12 protein-coding genes are annotated in these 18,438 nt (G+C 70.8%); 8 read left to right on the top strand and 4 right to left on the bottom strand.

The annotated features are described in order from the left end of the window. Window positions 1-240 precede the first annotated feature (240 nt). From uvrB to CLV70_RS12785, 3 genes are all read left to right on the top strand, one after another. Complete coding sequence (uvrB, locus tag CLV70_RS12795) at window positions 241-2,373, top strand: excinuclease ABC subunit UvrB (protein ID WP_106126671.1); 2,133 nt, start codon at window positions 241-243, stop codon at window positions 2,371-2,373. A 323-nt stretch (window positions 2,374-2,696) separates the two neighbouring features. Beyond that, a complete protein-coding gene (locus CLV70_RS12790; RefSeq protein WP_106126670.1) occupies window positions 2,697-3,824 on the top strand; it encodes a GNAT family N-acetyltransferase in 1,128 nt (375 codons plus the stop codon). Between the two features lie 670 nt (window positions 3,825-4,494). Further along, on the top strand, window positions 4,495-5,496 hold the full coding sequence (locus CLV70_RS12785; protein WP_106126669.1) for a TerC family protein: 1,002 nt from the start codon (window positions 4,495-4,497) through the stop codon (window positions 5,494-5,496). A 53-nt stretch (window positions 5,497-5,549) separates the two neighbouring features. Here CLV70_RS12785 and typA read toward each other — a convergent pair whose 3' ends face one another. Further along, entirely contained in the window at window positions 5,550-7,415 is a 1,866-nt protein-coding gene (gene typA, locus CLV70_RS12780) for a translational GTPase TypA (RefSeq protein ID WP_106126668.1), read from the bottom strand. Between the two features lie 735 nt (window positions 7,416-8,150). Between typA and CLV70_RS12770 the strand changes: the two genes are divergently transcribed. Next, a complete protein-coding gene (locus CLV70_RS12770; protein ID WP_245908194.1) occupies window positions 8,151-8,549 on the top strand; it encodes an uL11 family ribosomal protein in 399 nt (132 codons plus the stop codon). Between the two features lie 190 nt (window positions 8,550-8,739). Here the strand turns inward: CLV70_RS12770 and CLV70_RS12765 are convergent, their stop codons facing one another. Further along, the gene (locus tag CLV70_RS12765; RefSeq protein ID WP_106126665.1) at window positions 8,740-9,459 is read right to left on the bottom strand and encodes an ATP-dependent Clp protease proteolytic subunit; all 720 of its coding nucleotides are present in this window, start codon (window positions 9,457-9,459) and stop codon (window positions 8,740-8,742) included. A 129-nt stretch (window positions 9,460-9,588) separates the two neighbouring features. On the opposite strand from CLV70_RS12765, the gene CLV70_RS12760 reads away from it, so the two are divergent. After that, entirely contained in the window at window positions 9,589-10,209 is a 621-nt protein-coding gene (locus tag CLV70_RS12760) for a cysteine hydrolase family protein (RefSeq protein ID WP_106126664.1), read from the top strand. A gap of 108 nt (window positions 10,210-10,317) precedes the next feature. On the opposite strand, the gene CLV70_RS12755 is transcribed toward CLV70_RS12760, so the two are convergent. Together CLV70_RS12755 and CLV70_RS12750 are read right to left on the bottom strand one after the other, a co-directional pair. After that, window positions 10,318-10,971 (bottom strand): MBL fold metallo-hydrolase, encoded by a 654-nt coding sequence (locus CLV70_RS12755; RefSeq protein WP_106126663.1) that lies wholly within the window; start codon window positions 10,969-10,971, stop codon window positions 10,318-10,320. Window positions 10,972-10,973: 2 nt separating this feature from the next. Next, window positions 10,974-11,681 carry a maleylpyruvate isomerase N-terminal domain-containing protein gene (locus CLV70_RS12750; protein ID WP_106126662.1) on the bottom strand — a complete coding sequence of 236 codons (708 nt, stop codon included), beginning with the start codon at window positions 11,679-11,681 and terminating at the stop codon, window positions 10,974-10,976. A gap of 163 nt (window positions 11,682-11,844) precedes the next feature. Between CLV70_RS12750 and rsgA the strand changes: the two genes are divergently transcribed. The 3 genes from rsgA (at window position 11,845) to uvrA (ending at window position 17,780) form a co-directional block, all read left to right on the top strand. After that, complete coding sequence (gene rsgA / locus CLV70_RS12745) at window positions 11,845-12,885, top strand: ribosome small subunit-dependent GTPase A (protein WP_106126661.1); 1,041 nt, start codon at window positions 11,845-11,847, stop codon at window positions 12,883-12,885. Window positions 12,886-12,910: 25 nt separating this feature from the next. After that, window positions 12,911-14,707, top strand: coding sequence for a DUF2029 domain-containing protein (locus tag CLV70_RS12740; protein ID WP_106126660.1), 1,797 nt, complete (start codon window positions 12,911-12,913; stop codon window positions 14,705-14,707). A gap of 112 nt (window positions 14,708-14,819) precedes the next feature. Further along, complete coding sequence (uvrA, locus tag CLV70_RS12735) at window positions 14,820-17,780, top strand: excinuclease ABC subunit UvrA (RefSeq protein ID WP_106126659.1); 2,961 nt, start codon at window positions 14,820-14,822, stop codon at window positions 17,778-17,780. The last annotated feature ends 658 nt before the right edge of the window (window positions 17,781-18,438 follow it).

Raw genomic sequence — 18,438 nt, 5'->3', positions numbered from 1 at the left:
GCGCGACCTCTCGAGATGCGCTCACCGGCGATGTGCCGGGGCTGCAGTCTCCGTCCCGGCCGTGGCGCCCGTGGTGGCGCCGGATCGGCCGGGCGGCCGCCGCGAGCGGCCTACCGGACCAGGGTAGATCCGCCTCCGACCTCGGACAATGCCTGGTGGCGGTGCCGAATGTGCACCCTCCGAACACCCCCGGTCCCGGCCCGCCGAAACTTGTCACACCCCCGACGTACGGTAGTTCCCATGGCGCTAGACATCCCACGACTCGACGGCACCTTCAAGGTCGTCAGCGACTACCAGCCGGCCGGTGACCAGCCCGCGGCCATCGCCGAGCTGGAGCGCCGGGTGCGCCGCGGCGACCGCAACACCGTTCTTCTCGGCGCCACCGGCACCGGCAAGAGCGCGACGACCGCGTGGCTCATCGAGAAGCTCCAGCGGCCGGCGCTCGTGCTCGCCCCCAACAAGACCCTGTGTGCGCAGCTCGCCAAGGAGTTCCGCGAGCTCATGCCGCACAACGCCGTCGAATACTTCGTCAGTTACTACGACTACTACCAGCCTGAGGCGTATATCGCCCAGACCGACACATATATCGAGAAGGACTCGTCGGTCAACGAGGAGGTCGAGCGGCTGCGGCACTCGGCGACGATGTCCCTGCTGACCCGGCGCGACGTCATCGTGGTCGCGACCGTCTCCGCGATCTACGGCCTGGGCACCCCGCAGGAATACCTCGACCGCGCCGTGAAGGTGAAGGTCGGCGACGAGCTCGACCGTGACAAGCTGCTGCGCCGCCTCGTCGACATCCAGTATTCGCGTAACGACATGGCCTTCCAGCGGGGCACGTTCCGGGTGCGGGGCGACACCCTCGAGATCATTCCGGCGTACGAGGAACTCGCCATCCGCCTCGAGATGTTCGGTGACGAGATCGAGAAGCTCTACTACCTGCACCCCCTCACCGGCGAGATCGTCCGTGAGGTGGACCAGCTGGTGATCTTCCCGGCGACCCATTACGCGGCCGGACCCGAGCGCATGGAGCGTGCCATCCGCGACATCGAGGCGGAGCTGGCCGAGCGCCTCGCCGAGTTGGAACGGCAGGGCAAGCTGCTCGAGGCGCAGCGCCTGCGGATGCGCACGACGTACGACATCGAGATGATGCGCCAGGTCGGCTTCTGCAACGGCATCGAGAACTATTCGATGCACATGGACGGCCGGACGTACGGCGACCCGGCGTACACGCTGCTCGACTACTTCCCGGACGACTTCGTCACGGTCATCGACGAGTCGCACGTGACGATTCCCCAGATCGGCGGCATGTACGAGGGCGATGCCTCGCGCAAGCGCATCCTCATCGAGCACGGCTTCCGGCTGCCCAGCGCCGCCGACAACCGCCCGCTGCGCTTCGACGAGTTCCTCGAACGCGTCGGCCAGATGGTGTTCCTGTCGGCCACCCCCGGGCCGTGGGAGCTCCAGCAGTCCGGCGGCGAGTTCGTCGAGCAGGTCATCCGCCCCACCGGACTGGTCGACCCGCAGGTCGTGGTGAAGCCCACCAAGGGCCAGATCGACGACCTCATGCACGAGATCAAGGAACGTACGGATCGCGACGAGCGGGTCCTGGTCACCACCCTCACCAAGAAGATGGCCGAGGACCTGACCGACTACCTGCTCGAGAACGGCATCCGGGTGCGTTACCTGCACTCGGAGGTCGACACGCTGCGCCGCGTCGAGTTGCTCAAGGAACTGCGCAAGGGCGACTACGACGTGCTCGTGGGCATCAACCTGCTCCGCGAAGGCCTCGACCTGCCGGAAGTCTCCCTGGTGGCGATTCTCGACGCGGACAAGGAGGGCTTCCTGCGCAGCGGCCGCTCCCTGATCCAGACGATCGGTCGCGCGGCCCGCAACGTCTCCGGCGAAGTCCACATGTACGCCGACAAGATGACCCCGTCGATGCGCGACGCCATCGAGGAGACGGACCGCCGCCGCGCCAAGCAGATCGCGCACAACGAGGCCCACGGCATCAGCCCCGAGCCGCTCCGCAAGAAGATCCACGACATCCTCGACGACATCTACCGCGAAGCCGAGGACACCGACACAGCGGTCGGCGGCCACGGCCCCGGCGGTCACGTGGTCGGCGGTGCCGGCCGCCAGATGTCCCGAGGCAAGGGCCCGGTCCCGGAGACCCGCTCCAAGGCCCGCGGCTCGTCCGCCCCGGCCCGCGAAGGCATGGCCCGCGCCGAACTCGCCCAGCTCATCCAGGACCTCAACGACCAGATGCTGGCCGCCGCCCGCGAACTCCAATTCGAACTGGCCGCCCGCATCCGCGACGAAGTCTCCGAACTGAAGAAGGAACTGAGAGGAATGGACATGACCGGCGTGAAGTAGAGCCCCCACCAGCCGCCCGGCCCCCGACCCCACCCAGCAGCAGCATCCAGACGCCCGCGTTGCCGGTGCAGGATTCCTGCCTGCAGGTTCGCCTGAGCGGGCTGGCGGTGCTTCGCGTGGGTGGCTGGCGGGGTTTCGCGGGCGGGCTGGCGGTGCTTCGCGTGGGCGGCTGGCGGGGCTTGCGCTAGCTGGCTCGCGGTGCTTGCTCGGGCGGACCGGCGTGGCTGCATTCCGGCGCTGCTCGTGCAGGCGCCGGTGGGCGAGCGGCATGAGTGCCGTCAAATCGGTGGGGGCACGGAGCGACCCTTACTACGCTGTCGCCCGTGCCTTCCTCCGACGACTCCGCGCAGAGCCCCACCGCGTCTGCTGCTCTGCAGCCGGTCGACAATGCGCTGGACGACCACCTCGGGCCAGCTGTCTCGCCACGCTCTGGCGGCGCCGTCGGCTCTGGCCGTCTTGACGACTCCGGCCTGCCCGGCGGCTTCGATCCCTCGGGCCGCTTCGATCCCGAGGGCCGCTTCGGTCGCTCCGGCCGCTTCGATGGTTTGGGCGGGGTCAGTGGGGTGGTGGGGCCGGTTGCCGTTGAGGGTGATTTGGCGGAGCTTGCCGGGCGCTGTCTTGCTGCTGACGGTGGGCTTCCGCTGGCAGCCGATCCCGGCTTCCTCCGGCGGCGGTGGAGTGGGGAGGGCGTACTCAGTCTGCAGGTGCGGGACGGCGGCGGGAGGCTCGTCGCGGCCGGGGCCGTTCGTCCGACCCGGCCTGTGCCGGGGGTGGGCGACGTGTGGGGTGGGGGCGCGACCTTCGCCGGGCTGGTCGACCCCGATTTCCGGGGGCGGGGGCTGGGCGGCCGGCTTCTTCGGTGGGGACTGGAGGAGGGGGTGCGGCTGGGAGGGGACGTCACCGTCGAGACTGAGTCGTTGACCGGGCGGGCCTTCGAGCTTTTCGCGGGGCACGGGCTGCGGCAGGTGTTCGCCGAGGATGTGCTTCGGTTCGATCTCGGTGCTGGGGGCGTACCCGAAATGGGTTGGCCTGTGGGGGCCGGCTTGAGTTCCTGGTCGGACGGGGACGCGGAGCGGTTTTTCTGGGTTTATGAGGCCGCTTTCCGGGAGCGGCCCGGGTTTCCGGGGTTGAGCGCCGAGGAGTGGATCGCGGACCTGGTCGAGGATGACGAGTTCCGGCCGGGGTGGTCGGTGCTGGCGACGGTTCCGGGGGTTGGCGACGCCGGGTTCGTGACCGCGGCGGTCGGGTGGATCGTGCAGGTCGGCGTTGTTCCGGCAGCCCGGGGGAGTGGGCTCGGGGCGGCGCTCGTGACGGAAGCACTGCGGCGGATGCGGGACGACGGCGCCGGCGAGGCGTGGCTCGACGTCAACGTCGACAATCCGGCCGCGCGGTTGTACCGGCGGCTGGGGTTCGTCGATAAGGGACGAAGGGCGCGCTTCCGGCTCGGCTGACCCGGCACCGGAACGTCCGCGCCCGGACAGCCGCGCCCGGACAGCCGCGCCCGGACTGCCGCGCCCGGACTGCCGCGCCCGGACTGCCGCGCCCGGACTGCCGCGCCCGGACTGCCGCGCCCGGACTGCCGCGCCCGGACTGCCGCGCCCGGACTGCCGCGCCCGGACTGCCGCGCCCGGACTGCCGCGCCCGGACAGCCGCACCGGGATGGCGGCACCCGGACAGCCGCACCCGGCGACGAGTGGTCGGAAAGAGAACTAGCCTCCTAGGAAGCATAGCCGACGTGCGGCAGCCCACCCGGTCGCGATCCGGGCAAGCGCGGAGCGGCGAGACGACGCTCGGCGACGGGCATGATCAGCGGGCTTGCAGATAGCCACCTAGCTGCTCTAACGCCGGTTCAGGGGCGATTGACCCGCGCGAAGGAGAGTCTGGACACGATTCGCCCGGCCGATGTGTCACATGACCCCGGAATGCGACACAATGGCTCGCGTAGGAGGGGAGTATTCCCCCGCATCGGTCTCGTCAGCACGGCTGCTTCCGCGAGGGGCGCCCGGGGCCGGTGGTTCTTGCCCCTGTGGGGTGGGAGCGGAAGAGACCTCCGACAGTCACTCCGCCGCTTCGGGCCCCCATTCCGGCGCGGCGATGAACCGTGTCTGCCGGAGGTCCTTGTTGAACGTCTCTGCCTGGGTTTGGCTCGCCACGCTGGCCGCCCTTGTCGTCATGCTCGCCGTCGATCTGCTGATCGTGGGGCGGCGTCCGCATGAGCCTTCGATGCGGGAGGCCGGCGGGTGGGTGGCCTTCTACATCGGCCTGGCGCTGGCCTTCGGGGTGGGCCTGTGGGTCACCGCCGGGGGTACGCCCGCGGGAGAGTTCTACACGGGCTGGCTCACCGAGTATTCGCTGAGCGTCGACAACCTGTTCGTCTTCATGATCATCATGGCCCGGTTCAACGTGCCGCGGCAGTTCCAGCAGAAGGTGCTGCTCATCGGCATCGTGCTGGCGCTGATCATGCGGGGGGCGTTCATCGCCGCCGGGGCCGCGCTCATCGAGCAGTTCTCGTGGGTGTTCTACATCTTCGGCGTGTTCCTGGTGTACACGGCGGTCACGCTGCTCAAGAACGGCGAGAACGACGAGGACGACTTCAAGGAGAACATTCTCATCCGCTGGGCGAAGCGGGTCTTCCCGCTGTCCAGCTCGTTCGACACCGGCAAGATGACCGTGGTCACCGAGACCGGGCGGCGGCTGTTCACGCCGCTGCTGATCGTGATGATCGCGATCGGGACCACCGACCTGATCTTCGCGCTGGACTCGATCCCGGCGATCTTCGGCATCACCAAGGAGCCGTACCTGGTCTTCACCGCGAACGTCTTCGCGCTGATGGGCCTGCGGCAGCTGTACTTCCTGCTCGGCGGGCTGCTGGAGCGCCTGGTCTACCTCAACATCGGGCTGGCGTTCGTGCTCGCGTTCATCGGTGTCAAGCTGTTCCTCGAGGCGCTGCACACCAACTCGCTGAGCTTCATCAACGGCGGGCACGGGCTGCACTGGGCGCCGGAGATCCCGATCTGGCTGTCGTTGCTGGTCATCATCGGCACCCTGGGCATAGCCACCGTGGCCAGCCTGGTCAAGTCGTCCCGCGACCAGAAGAAGGAACTGCAGCAGACGGCGGTCTGACAGATCAAAACCATTCGCGGGTACGGTGCTGAGCACCGTACCCGCGTCCTGGTTTACTGCTGGTGCTTGCGCCGGGCCGCAGCCCGGCCGCGGGTCTGCTGGTCGAGCACGACCTTACGGATCCGCACGGCGGCGGGGGTCACCTCGACGCACTCGTCCTCGCGGCAGAACTCGAGGGCCTGCTCCAGCGACAGCTTGCGCGGCGGGATCAGCTTCTCGGTCTCGTCCGCGGTCGACGACCGCATGTTGGTGAGCTTCTTCTCCTTGGTGATGTTGACGTCCATGTCGTCCTGGCGGCTGTTCTCGCCGACGATCATGCCCTCGTACACCTCGGTGGTCGGCTCGACGAAGAGCTGGCCGCGTTCCTGCAGGTTGGTCATGGCGAACGCGGTGACCACGCCGGCCCGGTCGGCGACCAGCGAGCCGTTCTGACGGGTACGCAGCTCGCCGAACCACGGCTCGTAGGCCTCGAAGATGTGGTGCATGATCCCGGTGCCGCGGGTCTCGGTGAGGAACTCCGTCCGGAAGCCGATCAGGCCTCGGGCCGGAACCAGCCACTCCATCCGCAGCCAGCCGGTGCCGTGGTTGATCAGCTCCTCCATCCGGCCCTTGCGGGTGGACAGCAGGCTGGTGATGGCGCCCATGTACTCGTCCGGGGCGTCGATCGTGAGGCGCTCGACCGGCTCGTGCACCTTGCCGTCGATCTCCTTGGTGACGACCTGCGGCTTGCCGACGGTCAGCTCGTACGACTCGCGGCGCATCTGCTCGACCAGGATCGCCAGGGCCAGCTCGCCGCGGCCCTGCACCTCCCAGGCGTCGGGGCGCTCGGTCGGCAGCACGCGCAGCGAGACGTTGCCGATCATCTCGCGGTCGAGGCGGTCCTTGACCATGCGGGCGGTGACCTTGCTGCCCTTGACCTTGCCGACCAGCGGCGAGGTGTTGGTGCCCAGGACCATGGAGATGGCCGGCTCATCCACGCTGATCAGCGGCAGCGGGACCGGGTTCTCCGCGTCGGCCAGGGTCTCGCCGATCATGATGTCGGCGATGCCCGCGACGGCCATGATGTCGCCCGGGCCGGCGCTCTCGGCGGGCTTACGCTCGAGACCCTCGGTGATCAGCAGCTCGGAGATCCGTACGTTGCTGATCGTGCCGTCGGTCTTGCACCAGGCCACGGTCTGGCCCTTGCGGATCGTGCCCTCGTGGACGCGGCACAGCGCGAGCCGGCCGAGGAAGTTGGAGGCGTCGAGGTTGACGACGTGCGCCTGCAACGGCGCGCCCTCGGTGTAGGTCGGCGCGGGGATGGTGCCGAGGATCGTGCTGAACAGCACCTCGAGGTCGGTGCTGTCCTCGGGGACGGTGCCGTCCTTGGGCTGGGTCAGGGAGGCGATGCCGTCGCGGGCGCACGCGTAGACGATCGGGAACTCGATCTGGTGCTCGTCGGCGTCGAGATCGAGGAAGAGCTCGTACGTCTCGTCGACGACCTCCTTGATCCGGGCGTCGGGCCGGTCCACCTTGTTGATGACCAGGATGATCGGGAGTTTCGCCTGGAGCGCCTTGCGGAGCACGAAGCGGGTCTGCGGGAGCGGGCCCTCGGAGGCGTCGACGAGCAGCACGACGCCGTCGACCATGGTGAGGCCGCGCTCGACCTCGCCACCGAAGTCGGCGTGGCCGGGAGTGTCGATGATGTTGATCGTGACGGGCTCGCCGTCGGCGGGCCGGTAGCTGATCGCCGTGTTCTTGGCGAGGATGGTGATGCCCTTCTCCCGCTCCAGGTCCATGGAGTCCATGACGCGGTCGGCCATCTCGCCCCGCGCGTGGGACTGGCTCCCCTGGCGCAGCATGGCGTCGACCAGGGTGGTTTTGCCATGGTCGACGTGGGCGATGATGGCGACGTTGCGTAGGTCGGTGCGGGTCTGCATATCACCATTGTCCCCGGTCTCGGTTGCCGCCGGCGCCCCGGGGCTTCCTGCCCCGGAACCGGTTGCGGAGGCCGTCCTGTACGCCCGGTTTGTCTCGGGGGCAGGCGGCGGAGGCGGGCAGTGGACGGGCGGTGGATGGGCGGTGGCGGTGCGGCGGCATGCGGCGGCCTCAGGTCTTCCGGTCGGCTGGCTCTGGCCCTCGGCTCGTCGCCCCTCGGCCACCGCCCTCGGCCGTCGCTCCCGGCTGTCGGCCTCTGGTCCCTCGCCTCTCGCCCGGCCCCATCGCTCTCTGGTCCGTCGTCGCCGGGTCCGGTGGCTCGCTTGCCGTTGACCCATGCGCGCCGGCTCGCCGGTCCGGGTCCGCCGACACTCTGGCGCGGTTGCGGCTCGGGGCCGGAGTTCGCCGGCCGGTGGGGAGGTGGGTTCGGCGTTGGGTGGGGAGGTGGGCCCGGCGGTGGGTGGGGAGGTGGGTTCGGCGGTGGGTGGGGAGGTGGGTTCGGCGGTGGGTGGGACCGGGTCGGCGGGGGGGGTGGGGGCCGAGATACACTGGTCGGCGGAACCCGAGACTGTGCCCCCGCCTGCTCTCTCGCATGGCGTTTTGACCCGTGAACGAGGGCGGTAGTAAAGTCTCGGGGTTGTCGTGCGTTGATGATGCTGGCGAGCTCCTGACTTAGGCCCGTGCAGCACACACTAAGGAGCTTTTGCGCAATGCCGCCCAAGAAGAAGACCCATGAGGTGACCCTCGCGCTTGAGGCGGGTAACGCCGCGATGGTGGACCTCGGCAAGATGCTCGGCCCCACCGGCGCCAACATGCGTGCCGTCAAGGTCGAGTACGACGAGGCGACCTCGAAGAACCGTGGCGAGATCATCCCCGTCATCGTCACCGTCTTCGAGGACCGGAGCCACCAGCTCACCTACAAGACGCCGCCGACGAGCTTCCTGATCCGCAAGGCTCTGGGCATCCAGTCGGGCGCGTCGAACCCGCTGACCCAGACGGTGGGCACGCTCAGCGCCGACCAGATCAAGGCGATCGCGGAGCGCAAGCTCCCCGACCTCAACGCCAACGATGTCGACGCGGCCATCAAGGTCGTCGCCGGCACCGCCCGCTCGATGGGCGTCAAGGTCCCTGACTGACCAGGTCACCAGGCACGTCCCGCGGCGCGGTTCCCTCCGGGGAGCCGCGCCGCGGCGTTTCCGGGGGGAGCCGCGACTCCGCGAGCGGCGTCGCGGCGCCTCCGGCCGTTTCCGGGGGAACGGCGACTCCGCAAGCGGCGTCGCGGCGCCTTCGGCGAGCGGTGCCGGGACGTCCTCCGGAGGTCCTTTCTCAGCCTTTGCCGACGATCACGTCGTCGATGAGGCCGTACTCCCTGGCCTCCTCGGCGCTCAGGATGCGGCCGGTCGACAGGTCGTCCTCGACCCGGCTGCGGGTGCGGCCCGTTGTCTCGACCAGGCGCAGGACGAGTTCCTCCAGTTCGCGGAGGTGCTGGCCGGCCGCCGCTGCCACCTCGTCCGCCGTACCTGTGACTCCCGCCGCGCGGGGTTCGGCGAGTTTGAAGCGGGCGTGCCGGTAGGCCGACCGTCGTTCGGCCGCGGCCAGGACGGCCAGGACCGCACCGCCCGCCTCCGAGGTGACGACCGCGTGCACCGGGGCGGCCATGGCGTCGATCACGTCGATGACGGCGTGGGCCGCGTTGAGGTCGCCGCCGCCGCTGGCCACGTGCAGTTGCACCGGCTCCGGGCCGGCCGCGTCGAGGGTGAGCAGCGCGGCGGCGATGCCGGTGGCGGCCTGGCCGGTGAGGGGGCCGCGGACCATCACGATGCGCTGGTCGAAGAGGCGTTCCTCCAGCCAGCCGGGGATGCCGGCGCCCATGCCGCCGGCGGGCGTGCCCGGCGTGTGCCACGGCTCGGGAGGAGGCTGTGCGGGCTGCCAGCGGAGCGAATCGGGGCGCTGCCAGGGCCCCGGAGGTGGCGGGGAGGGCAGCGAACCGAAGTGGTTGCGCGGCTCGGGGGGAGGCGGGGGAGTGGCGTTGTGGGGTTGGTCCATCGGGGCCTCCGGAGCACTCGAGGGGTGCTCCGACCCTACGTCCGGGTGGCGTATCCGCCGGTGCCTTTCCGCCCAGGGCTGACCCGCCTAGGGTGATTGTGACCCAGTGCACAGCAGCAGGGAGTGGGCATGTCCGAGACGCTGCACCTTGATCCCGCGAAGACGGCGATCGTGCTCATCGAGTATCAGAACGAGTTCACGTCCGAGGGCGGGGTGCTGCACGGCGCCGTCGCTCCCGTGATGGAGAAGACCGGGATGCTGCCCAAGACCGTGGCCCTGGTCGAGGCCGCGCGCGCCGCCGGGGTGACGATCATGCACGCGCCGATCACCTTCGCGCCCGGGTACGGGGAGCTGTCGCGTCACCCGTACGGAATCCTCAAGGGTGTGGTGGACGGCAACGCCTTCGTCAAGGGCACGTGGGGCGCGGCGATCGTCGACGACCTCACCCCGGCGGAGGGTGACATCCTCATCGAGGGTAAGCGGGGCCTCGACACGTTCGCCAGCACGAACCTCGACTTCATCCTGCGCAGCCGCGGCATCGAGACGGTGATCCTCGGCGGCTTCCTGACGAACTGCTGTGTCGAGTCGACGATGCGCAGCGCCTACGAGAACGGATACCGGGTGATCACGCTGACCGACTGCGTCGCCGCGACGTCGGCCGAGGAGCACGACAACGCGATCGCGTACGACTACCCGATGTTCTCGCTGCCCACGGAGTCCGCGCAGGTCGCGGCCGCCCTGAAAGGCTGACCGGACCCGCCGACCGGGAGGCCGGTCGCGCCGACGCGCGAGGCTGGGCAGATCAAAGGCCCGAGGGAAGGCCCGAGGGCTCGGTGCCGATCAAAAGGGCCGAGCGGCTCACCAGCCGCGGGCGCGCCACTCCGGGAGGTGCGGGCGTTCCGCGCCGAGCGTCGAGTCCTTGCCGTGGCCGGGGTAGAACCAGGTGTCGTCCGGCAGCCGGTCGAAGAGCTTGTGCTCGACGTCGTCGATGAGGGACGCGAAGTTCTTCTTGTCGCCCCGGGTGTTGCCGACGCCGCCCGGGAAGAGGCTGTCGCCGGTGAACAGGTGGGCGATGCCGGCCGGCTCGCGGTAGAGCAGCACGATCGAGCCGGGCGTGTGGCCGACGACGTGGATGACCTCGAGGGTGCAGTCGCCGACCGGGATGGTGTCGCCGTCGCGGACGGTGGCGGTCACCACGGGGATCTCCGCCGCGTCGTCGGCGCCCGCCACGGAGCCGGCGCCGGTGGCCTCGACGACCCGGGCCAGCGCGCCGTGGTGGTCGGGGTGGCGGTGGGTGGTCACGACCGTGGCGAGGCCGCCCTCGCCGATGAGCTTCAGCAGGGTTTCCGCGTCGTTGGCCGCGTCGATCAGCACCTGCGTGCCGTCCGAGGCGCAGCGCAGCAGGTAGGCGTTGTTGTCCATGGGCCCGACCGACACCTTGGTGACGGTCAGGCCGTGCAGGTCGCGGACCGCGGGTGCGGAGCCCCGGCTCACGTCTCCGGTGTACGTCATCGTCACTTCCATCTCGGGGGAGTGGGCAGGACACCGTCCGGTGACACGGTGAGGTCGGCGCCGTCGGCGCGGCCGGCCAGCCAGGCGGCGATGGAGCGGGTCGGTCCGCCGATCGACGGGGTGGCGTCCGTCACCGCGCCGATGGTGAGCGGGTGTTCGAGGCCGTGCGGGCGCAGCACCAGCGCCGGGGTGTCCCCGGCGGCGCCGCCCACGATCTCGCGCAGCAGCCGCAGCGCGAACGCGTCGGACCAGTCCTCGGGCGTGTAGCCGCGGCCGAGGTCGACGTGGTGGACCTCGACCTCGCGCAGCCGGCCCCACGGCAGGAACGCGGCGGACCGGCCGGTCGACGGCAGGTGGAACGTCCAGGCCTCGGCCGGCATCGCCGCGGCCGCGTCCGCGAACCGCTCGTGGGACTCGCGCAGGTCGGCGATCTGCTCGGCGAGCGGCCGGCCGCGGCCCGCCTCGATGCCCTCCTCGCGGGCCGTGGGCGTCGGATACTGCGGCGTCTCGATGCCCGTACGGGCCCAGGTCAGCAGGTTGGTGTACGAGTCGGCGTTGCGCGCCACGTGGGTCAGGACGTGGCCGATGGTCCACCCCGGCAGCAGCGACGGCGCGTGCTCCGCACCCCTCTCGAGCCCCTCGGCCGTACGGATCAGGCGCTCGGTCGCCTGGTCGACATCGGTCATCAGCACCAGCGGATCGATCGTCACCCACCCAACCTAGTGGGTGGCCGATCGGAAACTCGCTTTCTCCGGGCGTGAGGCCGGCCGTACCGTCGGATCAGACGCGTCGCAGACCGGCAGAGGGGGTGGGTTCCAGTGCTCGTGCTCGAGATTCGTCGGCAACGTTTTCCCCCACCGCAAAGGGTTTCCCATGTCTGATCTGCCCGCCCTGGGCTGGGACGCGACTCTCGCGTCCGCCTATCGTCCCTTCGACCGCACCGACGCCCGGCCGGGCCGGGTGCTGCGTGCCGACCGTGGCATCTGCACCGTGCTCGCCGAGGACGGGGTGCACCGCGCGAGCCTCGCCGGCGGCCTGCTGCTCGGTGCCGCCGCCGACCCCGCCAACCTGCCCTGCGCCGGCGACTGGGTGGTGCTGCGGCGCTGGCCCGACCGCCGGCTGACCGTCGAGATCGTGCTGCCGCGGCGCACGGCGCTGATCCGGCGTACGGCGGACAAGGATTCCAGCGGCCAGGTGCTGGCCGCCAACATGGACACCGTCGCGATCGTCGAGCCGATGCACCCGGCGCCCGACGATGCCCGCGTCGAACGGCTGCTCGCCCTCGCGTGGGAGTCCGGCGCGCAGCCGGTGGTGGTGCTCTCCAAGAGCGACACCGCGCGCGATCCGGAAGCGGTCGCGCGCCAGCTCGGCGAGCTGGCCCCGGGGGTACGCGTGCTGCCGGTCAGCGCGCGACGCGGCACCGGCCTCGGGGAGCTGCGGGAGCTCGTCGCGCCCGGGCGGACGCTGGCGCTGCTGGGGCGCTCGGGTGCGGGCAAGTCCACCCTCGTCAACGCGCTGGCGGGCACGGAGGTCATGCCCGTACAGGAAATCCGCCGGGCGGACGGCAAGGGACGGCACACGACCGCGTACCGGAGTCTGGTGTTGATTCCCGGGGGTGGCGCCGTGCTGGACACGCCCGGCATCCGCGGGGTCGGCCTGCTGGAGACGGCCGCGGGCCTGGACCGGGCCTTCGCCGACGTGGCCGGGCTGGCCGCGCACTGCCGCTTCGGTGATTGTGCTCACGACGGCGAGCCCGGCTGCGCGGTCGAGGCCGCGCTGGCGGACGGAAGCCTGCTGCCCCGCCGGTTGGAGAGCTGGCGCAAGCTCCACCGCGAGGTGGCGGTCGAGAGCGGGCGGCGGGCCGAGCGGCTGGCCGGGGCCGCGGGTCCGGGGCGGCGCAGGCCGCGGCGCTGACCGGCCGCTCTGGCAGAATGCACCGGTGCCCGCGGTAGAAGTGGTCGTCGCCGACCAGCCTGATCTTGCCTTGCCCGAGGCGGCGGCCCCGCGTGCGCGCCGGACCGGACGGTGGGTGCTGCTCAGCTACCTCCTGCTGGGTGTGATCGTGCTCATCCCGCTCTGGCTCTCGCCGTCGGGGCGGGTGCTGGCGCACAACAAGGACGACCACGGTTTCTTCCTCACCATGCTCGCGCACGGTGAGCGGGTGGTCTTCCACGGTGACAATCCGCTCTTCACCGACCGGATGAACGTGCCCGACGGCATGAACATCATGGCGAACACCTCGGTGCTCGCGCTGAGCGTGCCGTTCGCCCCGGTGACCCACTTCCTCGGCGTCGGCGTCGCCATGGTCCTGCTGCTCACGCTCGGCCTGGCCGGCACGGCGGCGGCCTGGTGGTGGGTCCTTGCCCGTTATTTCGTACGGACGCAGCGAGCGGCCTGGATCGGCGGGTTGTGGTGCGGTTTCGCCCCCGCGATGGTGTCGCACGCCAACGGGCACATCAACTTCGTCGCGCAGTTCGTCGTGCCGTTCATCGTCTGGCAGGTGCTGCGGCTGCGCGAGCCCGGCCGGGTGCTGCGCGGCGGGGTGATCCTCGGGCTGCTCATCGTGCTGCAGGTCTTCGTCAACGAGGAGGTCCTGCTCTTCACCGCGCTCGCCCTGCTCGTGTTCGCCGTGGCGTACGCGTGCTTCTCGTGGCGCGAGACCCTGGCGGTGGCGCGGCGGTTCCTGCTCGGGCTGGGGGTGGCGGCCGGGACGGCGCTGGCGCTGCTCGCGTACCCGCTGTGGTCGCAGTTCACCGGGGCGCAGAGCTACACCGGCCAGCCGTTCGAGCCGGGGCTGTTCGTCACCGACCTGCTGTCGCTGGGGGCGTACGCCCGGCAGTCGCTGGCCGGCAACTCGGAGGTGGCCCGGCAGCTGAGCGCCAGCCCCACCGAGGAGAACACGTTCTGGGGCCTGCCGATGCTGATCATGCTGGTGATCGCGGGGCGGATGCTGTGGCGCAGCGCCGCCGCGCGGGCCGCCATGGTCTCCGGCGTCGTGCTGCTGATCATGTCGATGGGTCCTCAGTTGCGGGTCGGCGGGCGCTACACCGGCGTACAGCTGCCTTTCGCCCTGATCGCGGACCTGCCGGTGATCAACCTGGTCAGCGTGACCCGGTTCGCGATGGTGCCGACCACGATCATCGGGGTGCTGCTCGCGCTCGCCGCCGACCGGGCCGGGCTGCTGCCGTCGCGGCGGCGGGTCGCGTTCTGGGTGGCGATGGCGCTGGCCGTGGTGCCGGTGCTGCCGAAGCCGCTGCCGGTGATCCGGGCGCCGCAGACGCCGCCGTTCATCACCCAGCGCATGTGGGAGCAGTACGTGCCCGCCGGCCGTACGCTGGTGTCGGTCCCGGTGCCGGAGGTGACGACCGGGCGTACCGGAATGCGGTGGTTCGCCCTTTCGGGTCTGGACTATGAGATTCCGCGCGGCTACTTCATGGTGCCGGCGGACCCGCCGGAGAACCGCACCGGTTCGTGGTTCGCGGCTCTGCGGCCTACAGTCGTGCTGCTGCAGTCGGTGGGGACGTACGGTCACGTGCCGGTGCTCACGTCCGCCGACCGGCGCGACGCGATCGCCGATCTCACGTACTGGCGGGCCGCGGTGGTCGTGCTGGTGCCCGACACCCCCAACCGCGAGGCGCTGGGGGCGACGATCACCGGCCTGCTCGGCATCCCCCCTCAGCAGGTCGGGGGCGTACAGATGTGGGACGTCCGGGGCCTCGTTCACCCGGCGGGGTGACGGGAATTCCGGGCCGGCCGCCGGTGCTGTACCTCGGCGGCCCCGAAAAATGTCGTACCCCGCGCTTAGGGTGGCGGCGCCTATCAGACTGACGTAAACGGAGTGGCTGGCTGTGGCCGACCGACTGATAATCCGCGGCGCGCGGGAGCACAACCTGCGCGACGTCAACCTCGACCTGCCCCGCGACGCGATGATCGTGTTCACCGGGCTGAGCGGCTCGGGCAAGTCCAGCCTCGCCTTCGACACGATCTTCGCCGAGGGCCAGCGGCGCTACGTCGAGTCGCTGTCGTCGTACGCCCGGCAGTTCCTCGGGCAGATGGACAAGCCCGACGTCGACTTCATCGAGGGCCTGTCCCCGGCCGTCTCGATCGACCAGAAGTCGACCTCCCGCAACCCGCGCTCGACCGTCGGCACCATCACCGAGGTGTACGACTACCTCCGGCTGCTCTTCGCGCGCACGGGCATCCCGCACTGCCCGGTCTGCGGCGAGCGGATCAGCAGGCAGAGCCCGCAGCAGATCGTCGACCGGGTCCTCGCGATGGACGAGGGCACCCGGTTCATGGTCCTGGCCCCGGTGATCCGCGGCCGCAAGGGCGAGTACGTCGACCTCTTCGCCGAGCTCCAGTCGAAGGGCTACGCCCGGGCCCGCGTCGACGGCGTGGTGTATCCGCTCGCCGAGCCGCCGAAGCTGAAGAAGCAGGAGAAGCACACCATCGAGGTGGTGGTCGACCGGCTCAGCGTCAAGGCGAGCAGCAAGCAGCGGCTCACCGACTCGGTCGAGGCCACGCTGGCGCTGTCCGGCGGCATCGTCCTGCTCGACTTCGTCGACCTGCCCGAGGACGACCCGGCCCGCGAGCGCCGCTTCTCCGAGCACCTGGCCTGCCCCAACGACCACCCGCTCGCGATCGAGGACCTCGAGCCCCGGGTGTTCTCCTTCAACGCGCCGTACGGCGCCTGCCCGGAGTGCACCGGCCTGGGCACCAAGAAGGAGGTCGACCCGGAGCTGATCGTCCCCGACGAGGAGCGCAGCATCCGCGAGGGCGCCATCCAGCCCTGGTCCGGCGGCTCGACCCTGGAATACTTCCTGCGGCTGCTCGAGGCGCTGGCCAAGGCCGAGGGCTTCAGCGTCGACACGCCGTGGCGGGCACTGCCCAGCCGGGCGCAGAAGACCATCCTCTACGGCTCCGAGGACCAGGTCCACGTCCGCTACCGCAACAAGTACGGCCGGGAGCGCTCCTACTACACCGGCTTCGAGGGCGTGGTGCAGTGGATCGAGCGCCGGCACAACGACACCGAGAGTGACTGGTCGCGCGACAAGTACGAGGGGTACATGCGCGACATCCCGTGCCCCACGTGCGGCGGCTCGCGGCTCAAGCCCGAGGTGCTGGCGGTCACGGTGGCCGGCAAGAGCATCGCCGAGGTCTGCAACCTGTCGGTGGGCGAGTGCGCCGAGCTGCTGGCCACCATCGAGCTCGACGACCGGCAGAAGATGATCGCCGAGCGGGTGCTCAAGGAGATCAACGCCCGGCTGCGCTTCCTCGTCGACGTCGGCCTCGACTACCTGTCGCTCGACCGCGGCGCCGGCACCCTGTCCGGCGGCGAGGCGCAGCGCATCCGGCTCGCCACCCAGATCGGCTCCGGCCTCGTCGGCGTCCTCTACGTGCTGGACGAGCCGTCCATCGGCCTGCACCAGCGCGACAACCACCGGCTGATCGAGACCCTGGTCCGGCTGCGGAACCTCGGCAACACGCTCATCGTGGTCGAGCACGACGAGGACACCATCCGTACGGCGGACTGGATCGTCGACATCGGCCCCGGCGCGGGCGAGCACGGCGGGCAGATCGTGCACAGCGGGTCGGTGAAGGGGCTGCTGGCGAACAAGCGGTCGCCCACCGGCGCGTATCTCTCGGGCCGCAAGTCGATCCCGACGCCGGCCACCCGCCGCCCGCAGACGCCCGGGCGCGAGCTGGTCGTGCAGGGCGCGCGCGAGCACAACCTGCGCAACCTGTCGGTCGGCTTCCCGCTGGGCCAGTTCATCGCGGTGACCGGGGTCAGCGGCTCCGGCAAGTCCACGCTGGTCAACGACATCCTCTACACCGTGCTGGCGAACCAGATCAACGGCGCCCGGATGGTCCCCGGCCGGCACACCCGCATCACCGGCCTCGAGCACGTCGACAAGGTGGTCGGCGTCGACCAGTCGCCGATCGGGCGCACCCCGCGCTCCAACCCGGCGACGTACACCGGCGTCTTCGACAACGTCCGCAAGCTCTTCGCCGAGACGACCGAGGCCAAGGTCCGCGGGTACGGCCCCGGCCGGTTCTCGTTCAACGTCAAGGGCGGCCGCTGCGAGAACTGTTCCGGCGACGGCACGATCAAGATCGAGATGAACTTCCTCCCGGACGTGTACGTGCCCTGCGAGGTCTGCAAGGGCGCGCGCTACAACCGGGAGACCCTCGAGGTCCACTACAAGGGCAAGACCATCTCCGAGGTGCTGGAGATGCCGATCGAGGAGGCCGCGGACTTCTTCCAGGCCATCCCGGCGATCCACCGGCACCTGCGCACCCTCGTCGACGTGGGCCTGGGCTACGTACGGCTCGGCCAGCCCGCCCCGACCCTCTCCGGCGGCGAGGCGCAGCGCGTCAAACTGGCGTCGGAGCTGCAGAAGCGCTCGACCGGCCGCACGGTCTACGTGCTCGACGAGCCCACGACCGGCCTGCACTTCGAGGACATCCGTAAGCTGCTGCTGGTGCTCAACGGCCTGGTCGACAAGGGCAACACGGTGATCACCATCGAGCACAACCTCGACGTGATCAAGACGGCCGACTGGCTCATCGACATGGGCCCGGAGGGCGGCAACAAGGGCGGCCTGGTCCTGGCCACCGGCACCCCGGAGGAGGTCGCCGAGGTCCCGGGCAGCCACACGGGCCACTTCCTGCGCCCCATGCTCGGCCTGACCGGCGAGCCGGCCGGCGCGGAGGCGGCAGTGGCCCGCGCCGCCAAGGCGAACGGCGCGACCAAGCCGGCCGCCAAGCCCCGCACCACCCGCTCCCGAGCCAAGGCCGCCGCCGTCTGACCTCGCCTCTCGCCCCGTCCGTCCCGGGCAGCCTGCCTCTGCCGCGCCGGTCCGGGCCGGCTGGCTTCTTGGGCCGGGCGGCCTGGTGCGGGCGGCTGTGGGTCGGGCGGCTGTGGGCCGGGCGGCTGTGGGCCGGGCGGCCTGGTTCGGGCGGCTGTGGGTCGGGCCGTCACGGTCCCGGGCCTGGTTCGGTCGGGTCGGCTCGCCCGGTCGGCCCGATCCGGGCTGAGGTGGCTCGCCTCGGCTCACGCGGCCGTGCCCGGCCCCGTTCGGTCGCGCCCAGCCGCGTCCGGCCCTGCTCGGCCGTGCTCGGCCGTGCCCGGCCGCGTCCGGCCCCTCTCGGCCGCGTCCGGCCGCGTCCGGCCCCGCCCGGCCGCGTCCGGCCCCGCCCGGCCGCGTCCGGCCCCGCCCGGCCGCGTCCGGCCCCGCCCGGCCGCGTCCGGCCCCGCCCGGCCGCGTCCGGCCCCGCCCGGCCGCGTCCGGCCCCGCCCGGCCGCGTCCGGCCCCGCCCGGCCGCGTCCGGCCGTGCTCGGCCGTGCTCGGCTCCGTCCGGCCTCACGCCTGCTCGCGCCGGGCGTCGTGGCGGCCGGAGTCTGAGATTATTGAAGGTCACAGGTAACTCACAGCTACTGCGTCAGTTCCCTTCGCGTCCTGCGGA

This window comes from Pseudosporangium ferrugineum (genome assembly GCF_003002065.1).
Taxonomy (GTDB): Bacteria; Actinomycetota; Actinomycetes; order Mycobacteriales; family Micromonosporaceae; genus Actinoplanes; species Actinoplanes ferrugineus_A.
This window is presented reverse-complemented; position numbering and strand designations above follow the sequence as displayed.

Bases quoted from the DNA above. Each gene is read 5' to 3' on its own strand.
- uvrB (WP_106126671.1), top strand. From the start codon at position 241: ATGGCGCTAGACATCCCACGACTCGACGGCACCTTCAAGGTCGTCAGC.
- typA (WP_106126668.1), bottom strand. From the start codon at position 7,415: ATGCAGACCCGCACCGACCTACGCAACGTCGCCATCATCGCCCACGTC.
- CLV70_RS12765 (WP_106126665.1), bottom strand. From the start codon at position 9,459: ATGGACCAACCCCACAACGCCACTCCCCCGCCTCCCCCCGAGCCGCGC.
- CLV70_RS12760 (WP_106126664.1), top strand. From the start codon at position 9,589: ATGTCCGAGACGCTGCACCTTGATCCCGCGAAGACGGCGATCGTGCTC.
- CLV70_RS12755 (WP_106126663.1), bottom strand. From the start codon at position 10,971: ATGACGTACACCGGAGACGTGAGCCGGGGCTCCGCACCCGCGGTCCGC.
- rsgA (WP_106126661.1), top strand. From the start codon at position 11,845: ATGTCTGATCTGCCCGCCCTGGGCTGGGACGCGACTCTCGCGTCCGCC.